At 54.4% G+C, this 6,167-nt stretch carries 5 protein-coding genes; 4 read left to right on the top strand and 1 reads right to left on the bottom strand.

The window, feature by feature from the left end; translation table 11 throughout:
- Positions 1–6: 6 nt before the first annotated feature.
- On the bottom strand, positions 7–1,170 hold the full coding sequence (locus tag KCG46_RS11925) for a bifunctional 2-C-methyl-D-erythritol 4-phosphate cytidylyltransferase/2-C-methyl-D-erythritol 2,4-cyclodiphosphate synthase (RefSeq protein ID WP_218405656.1): 1,164 nt from the start codon (positions 1,168–1,170) through the stop codon (positions 7–9).
- Positions 1,171–1,247: 77 nt separating this feature from the next.
- Here KCG46_RS11925 and dusB point away from each other — a divergent pair, with 77 nt between their 5' ends.
- The 4 genes from dusB to KCG46_RS11945 all read left to right on the top strand — a co-directional run.
- Entirely contained in the window at positions 1,248–2,264 is a 1,017-nt protein-coding gene (gene dusB / locus KCG46_RS11930; protein WP_218405657.1) for a tRNA dihydrouridine synthase DusB, read from the top strand.
- Positions 2,264–3,358, top strand: coding sequence for a two-component system sensor histidine kinase NtrB (locus KCG46_RS11935; protein WP_218405658.1), 1,095 nt, complete (start codon positions 2,264–2,266; stop codon positions 3,356–3,358). The genes dusB and KCG46_RS11935 overlap by 1 nt, the downstream gene beginning before the upstream one ends.
- Complete coding sequence (gene ntrC / locus KCG46_RS11940; protein ID WP_218405659.1) at positions 3,355–4,797, top strand: nitrogen regulation protein NR(I); 1,443 nt, start codon at positions 3,355–3,357, stop codon at positions 4,795–4,797. The genes KCG46_RS11935 and ntrC overlap by 4 nt, the downstream gene beginning before the upstream one ends.
- A 69-nt stretch (positions 4,798–4,866) precedes the next feature.
- Positions 4,867–6,167, top strand: a 1,301-nt coding sequence (locus KCG46_RS11945) for a HAMP domain-containing protein (protein WP_218405660.1), incomplete at its 3' end; no start/stop codon positions are given.

Genomic DNA, 6,167 nt, shown 5'->3' on the forward strand with positions numbered 1-6,167 from the left:
GTTCCTTCAAGCGCTCTTCACAAGGCCGACAATAGCCTGTGCTGCAATGCCCTCTTCCCGGCCAGTGAAACCAAGCCTCTCGGTTGTCGTCGCCTTGATGCTCACGGCGTCTTCTTCCAATCCAGTTATTTCCGCGACCCTAGCTCGCATCGCCGGGCGATGGGGCCCAATCTTCGGGGCTTCACAAATGATAGTAAGATCAATGTTACCAAGCGAATAACCGGCATTACTGGCAAGCTTCACCGCGTGTTCCAGAAACTGCGCTGACCGCGCGCCTGACCATTGCGGATCGCTAGGAGGGAAATGCGTGCCAATATCTCCCTCACCCACGGCACCGAAAACTGCATCGGTAATAGCATGCAATGCGACATCCGCATCAGAATGCCCAGCCAGACCTTTTTTGTGTTCGAGCTTAACCCCGCATAGCCAAAGCTCTTCACCTGCTTGAAAACGGTGCACGTCATAGCCTTGACCGACACGGAATTGAGGCAACGTCATTGGTTCTCCAAAATCCTCTGCAAAGGTGATCTTCTTTAGGCGCTCATCACCTTCAACGAAAACAACTGAACCGCCGCTGGCCGAAAGCACTTGAGCATCATCACCCGCATCTGGATTGCCCTTCCACGAGCGGTGAGCACGCAGGATATCAGCAAATCGAAATGCCTGAGGTGTTTGAACCCGCTTTAAAGACTCGCGATCCGCTTTCCCGGTCATCACGTTGTCTTCGCTGCAGACCGCTAAACTATCGACGACGGGCAATACAGGTATAGCGCCAATATGCGTTTCAAGCGCCGCAAGAAGTCTTGTAATTACAGCGTCAGGAATATCTGGCCGAGCTGCATCATGGATCAGAACATAATCGGAGCTGTTTGCCGTTAAAGCTTCGAGACCGGCAGCGACTGATTGTTGCCGGGTCGCCCCGCCATCTACGGCTGTGATCCGAGAATTTTTTCCAGCAGCAAGCAATGCCTCTTCATGCATCCCGGCTGGTGCGACGAGGACGATGCGGCTGCAGCCGGCATCGATGAGCGCATCAATGGAATGCTGGAGGACTAGCTTCCCCCTCCATTGACGAAACTGTTTCGGAGTATCGCCGCCTACACGCAGCCCTTTGCCTGCTGCTACAATAATGGCTTTGAAGACATTGGATGGGGGAGACGGATCACTCATGGTCAAGTCGCGCTTAGGGTCTGGACGGATTTTGCGCAATGCACTATGCGCTGCACAAATTTTAGGCATTCCCCGACATGACAACTATCCCGAACCCTCCTCCGATTAAACCGATCCAGATTGGCCCAGTTGAGATCGCGCAGCCTGTATTGCTTGCTCCGATGACCGGTGTGACAGACATGCCATTCCGCACGCTTGTCCGTCGGTATGGATCCGGCTTAAATGTAACGGAGATGGTAGCTAGCGAAGCCGCGATCAGGGAAACCCGTCAATCTCTCCAGAAAACAGCCTGGGACCAGATTGAAGAACCCGTTTCAATGCAATTGGTCGGTTGCGACCCTGCTAGCATGGCTGAAGCAGCAAAATTGCAAGAGGGCCACGGCGCTGCGATAATTGACATCAATTTCGGTTGTCCTGTTCGCAAAGTCGTCGGACAGCTCGCCGGAAGCGCTCTGATGCGCGAACTCCCATTGGCGACCAAACTGATGGAAGCGACTGTAAATGCAGTTGATGTCCCCGTTACAGTGAAGATGAGGATGGGCTGGGACCATGCAAGCCTGAACGCCCCGGAGATGGCGCGGATCGCGGAAGACCTTGGTGTCAAGATGATCACCGTTCACGGCAGGACTCGCAATCAGATGTACAAAGGCAGCGCTGACTGGTCGTTTATCCAGAAAGTCAAAGAGGCTGTCTCAATTCCTGTGATCGTGAACGGGGATATCTGCACAATCGAAGATGCTTCTAAAGCCTTGGAACAGTCTGGAGCGGACGGACTGATGATCGGCCGCGGTGCTTACGGAAAGCCGTGGCTGCTGGGTCAGGTCATGCATTGGTGGCGCACTGGGGAGCGTATCAGCACGCCTGACTTTGATGAGCAATACCAAGTCTTAACAGAGCACTATGCGCGCATGCTTGACCATTATGGCAGAGATGTAGGCACAAAAATCGCTCGAAAGCATCTGGGTTGGTACACCAAAGGAATGCATGGATCGGCCGAGTTCCGCAACAAAGCAAACTTCATCGATGATCCCGATGAAGTGCTCGGCGAGATCGAACGTTTCTACGAGCCGTTCCTTCACCGACGAGCTGCCTGATGGCTGTTGCAGAAGAGGTCGCAAACAAACCTGATGCCGAGGCACAAATTGGCGGCCTTATCTTTGCGGTGCTCCTGATCGATGGGGAAAGCCGGATCAATGAAGCCAATCATGCCGCGGAAAATCTTCTGGGACAGAGCTCAAAGCGGTTGAACGGCAAGCCAATCACTGAGATCCTCGGCGATCTCGAAGAACGTGTGAAGCAACGCTTTGCCGCAGCAGATTCCGCTCTTGTTGCGCGTGACATAAGGGTGATTGCCGGCGAAGCCGAGACCCGTGTCAATCTGACAGTATCCCCATTGGCGAGCCATACCGGCTGGCGCGTTGTGACATTGTCCGAAATTTCACATGAAGAGAACGCACGTGAGGCGGAAGCTGGATCCGCATTGGGGGCACCGTCAATTCTCGCCCATGAAATCAAGAACCCGCTCTCTGCCATCCGCGGTGCAGGGCAATTGGTTGCGCGAAAACTGCCGCAACAAGACAAGAAGCTCGCCCGCATGATCACCAATGAGGTTGACCGTATTGCGCGGTTGATTGACCGTATGCAGCAATTGGGCAGCACCCAGTCAGAACCGGCCGCGCCATGTAATCCGCATGAAGCGATTAGAGCGGCAATAGCGACAGTTCGTGCCGGTGACACAACTCAGGTCGAAATTCGCGAGGAATTTGACCCGTCTCTGCCTCCAGTCATGGCCAATCGCGACGCGCTAGAACAAGTGTTGATAAATCTCGTTTCGAACGCACGTGATGCTGCAGCCGCGTCCAAGGATGTTCCCAGAATTACTGTGCAGACCCGTTTTGTTAGCGGGTTGGCCTTCAGCGCCATTAGGGTTGGGCGAAGCGTGCGACTGCCAATTGAAATCACGATAACAGACAATGGTGGTGGTATCGAACCGGCGATACGTGACCATGTATTTGAACCCTTCGTATCCTCCAAGAAATCTGGGCAGGGGCTAGGCCTCGCTCTGGTCCGCAAACTCGTTCGCGACATGAATGGAAGCATAAGCCATGAGCGTGACGTGAAACGCGACGTCACACACTTTCGTCTCCACCTCCCGCAAAGTGTTGAAAAGGCGAGGGCAGGGATATGAGCGCGGCTTCCCAAAGCAAGGTGCTACTCGTTGAAGACGACGATGCAATCGCAACAGTGATGATTGCCGCGCTCGAAGACGAAGGCTTCAGCATCGAGCATTGTGGCTCAATGGCTGAACGTGACCGCTGGCTGCAGCAGCAAAGCTTTGATGTAATGCTTACCGATGTCATGCTTGAAGACGGTGACGGCCTAAGTACGCTCGAAAATGTCCGCTCGCATGCACCGGAAATGCCAGTGATTGTGTTGTCCGCTCAGAACACGCTCGATACCGCCGTTCGGGCTAGCGACAATGAGGTATTCGAATACTTCCCGAAGCCGTTCGACCTCGATGAAGTCGTTCAAGCCGTTCGGCAGGCTTCGGGCGCGCGCAAAGCTCAGCCTTCAGAAACAGAGCATTTGCCGATCGAAGACGATGGGATGCCGCTTGTTGGGCGAAGCCCGGCGATGCAGAGCGTCTATCGGATGATTACCCGTGTACTGCGCAACGATTTAACGGTTCTGGTCACAGGTGAGAGCGGGACTGGCAAAGAACTGGTAGCCGAAGCGATCCATCAACTTGGCGGGCGACGCTCCGGCCCATTCGTTGCCGTAAACACCGCTGCTATTCCAGCGGACCTGATCGAGAGTGAGCTTTTCGGGCACGAAAAAGGTGCTTTTACCGGAGCCATTGCGCAAGCGATCGGTAAGTTTGAGCAAGCCAATGGCGGCACTCTGTTCCTAGATGAGATTGGGGATATGCCTGCGGAGGCGCAAACCAGGCTCCTGAGGGCACTACAATCCGGCCGGATCAGACGGGTCGGCGGGCGCCAAGAAATTGGTATCGACGTGCGGATTGTCGCCGCGACGAACAAAGACTTAGTACCGATGATTGCGGCAGGGACTTTCCGCGAAGACCTGTATTACCGGCTGAATGTCGTGCCTATCCATCTGCCGCCTCTGCGTGAGCGGCGCGAAGACATTGGGGTTCTTTCCCAACACTTCTTAGCGCAAGCCGCTGATGACGGTCTGCCTCGCCGCACCTTGGCACAAGACGCAATGCATGCGCTTGAGACCCGCAACTGGCGTGGCAATGTCCGGGAACTACGTAACGTAATCTACCGACTGTCCTTGATGGCGCGCGACGATTTAATTGATGCCGGCAACCTGCAAGACATACTTGGCAACGAAGCGCTTGCGCCAGGCGGGAACCAGCAGGATCGCGATGGTGGCATTGGTCAGGCGCTTAACCAATGGCTGCATGAGCAAAGCCCGGCAGCTGGGACCGTCTATTCCCAAGCACTGGCTGCATTCGAAAAACCGCTGATTGAGCATGCGCTGAGCGAGACGAATGGCAATCAGTTGCGCGCTGCAAAGTTACTCGGAATAAACCGGAATACATTGCGTAAGCGGATTGGCGAATTGGGTATCGAACCTGATCGCTTCTCAAGAACGGCCTGACGCAGAGCATTTGTCGCCGCGCATTTTCCACTTGCAAAAATGCAACAGTGGCGTTGTAACTGCGCCACGATGGACGCAAGCGCTAATCACTCACCGGTGAATTCACCACGCCAATCCCCGCGTTGGTGGCGCCAGTTCGTCGTTAGTTCGCGCCGCGCCAATATTTTCCTGTGGCTTGAGATTGTCGCGATCGTTGCGCTTTTGGCAGCTATGGTCGCTAATTACTTGGTCTATTCAAACGATCCAGGCGACAGCGATCTGTTGCCGACGATGCAGGTTTCGTTACTGCTTATGGCGGTTCTTGTCCCTGCTATGGGATTGCTCATCCTTGCTGGTCGACGCCTTGCTTTGCGACGCGCCGCAGGAAGCACTGCTCGACTACATGTCCGCTTAGTGTTTTTCTTCTCCATGGTTGCGGCAGTTCCGACGCTTCTCGTGGCCGGATTTGCGGCATTTCTGTTTCAAACAGGTGTCGACTTTTGGTTCTCTGACGAGTCACGAGGAATGATGGAAAACGCCAATGAGCTGGCGCAAAGTTACTACGATGACAACCAACGTGATGTTCAACAAGAAACAATCACAATGGCAACCGACATGCGCGACATTCTCGCGCGGGTTCAAATTTCGAGTCCCGACTTTCCTGACTTCTATGCGTTTCAGGCGCAAGCGCGAGATATCTCTGAAAGTGCCGTCCTGCAAAGGCTTGAAGATGATTCCCTGCGCACAGCGGCCATCCTGAATCTGCTTGAAGACAACCGGCCGTTGGAATTCAGCGAGGCTGCGTTGAGTCAGCTTGATGCTGGAGAGATTGTCGTCGTTGGAGGCAGTCCAGAAAGGATAGCGGCGCTCGCGCCAATCGATCTCGAAAGCGGGATTTACCTCTACAATGCGCGGAACACTGAAGCTGCCAGTTTTAATTCTTGGTCCAATGCCCAGGCCGTTGCGCTGGCGTATGAGACGCTCTCAAACGATGCGCGCACATTGCAGCTTCGCTTTAATATAGCTCTTCTCTCAGTCAGCTTGTTGTTGGTTGGTATTGCAGTTTGGTTCGCGCTCAGATTTGCGGACCGGCAGGTAGAGCCGCTTACCGACCTTGTCGGAGCCGCGCGCGAAGTGGGGCAGGGTAATTTTGCACTTCGTGTAGCAGGGCGCAAAGGTGCCGATGAAATCGGCCTGTTGAATCGCGCATTCAATCGCATGACGGCGCAGCTCGAAAAACAAACAGACGCGCTCGTAAATGCGAACCGTCAGATTGATGATCGGCGCGCCTTTACCGAGGCTGTGCTGGACTCAGTGACCGCCATGTTTGTATCTGTCGATACCGATAATCGGATTTGGCTGAAGAATGGCTCGGCAAAATCGCTCTTACA

It is taken from the genome of Erythrobacter crassostreae (assembly GCF_019204045.1).
Classification (GTDB): Bacteria; Pseudomonadota; Alphaproteobacteria; order Sphingomonadales; family Sphingomonadaceae; genus Erythrobacter; species Erythrobacter crassostreae.

Coding starts and splice junctions, on each gene's coding strand:
- KCG46_RS11925 (WP_218405656.1), bottom strand. CDS start 1,170: ATGAGTGATCCGTCTCCCCCATCCAATGTCTTCAAAGCCATTATTGTA.
- dusB (WP_218405657.1), top strand. CDS start 1,248: ATGACAACTATCCCGAACCCTCCTCCGATTAAACCGATCCAGATTGGC.
- KCG46_RS11935 (WP_218405658.1), top strand. CDS start 2,264: ATGGCTGTTGCAGAAGAGGTCGCAAACAAACCTGATGCCGAGGCACAA.
- ntrC (WP_218405659.1), top strand. CDS start 3,355: ATGAGCGCGGCTTCCCAAAGCAAGGTGCTACTCGTTGAAGACGACGAT.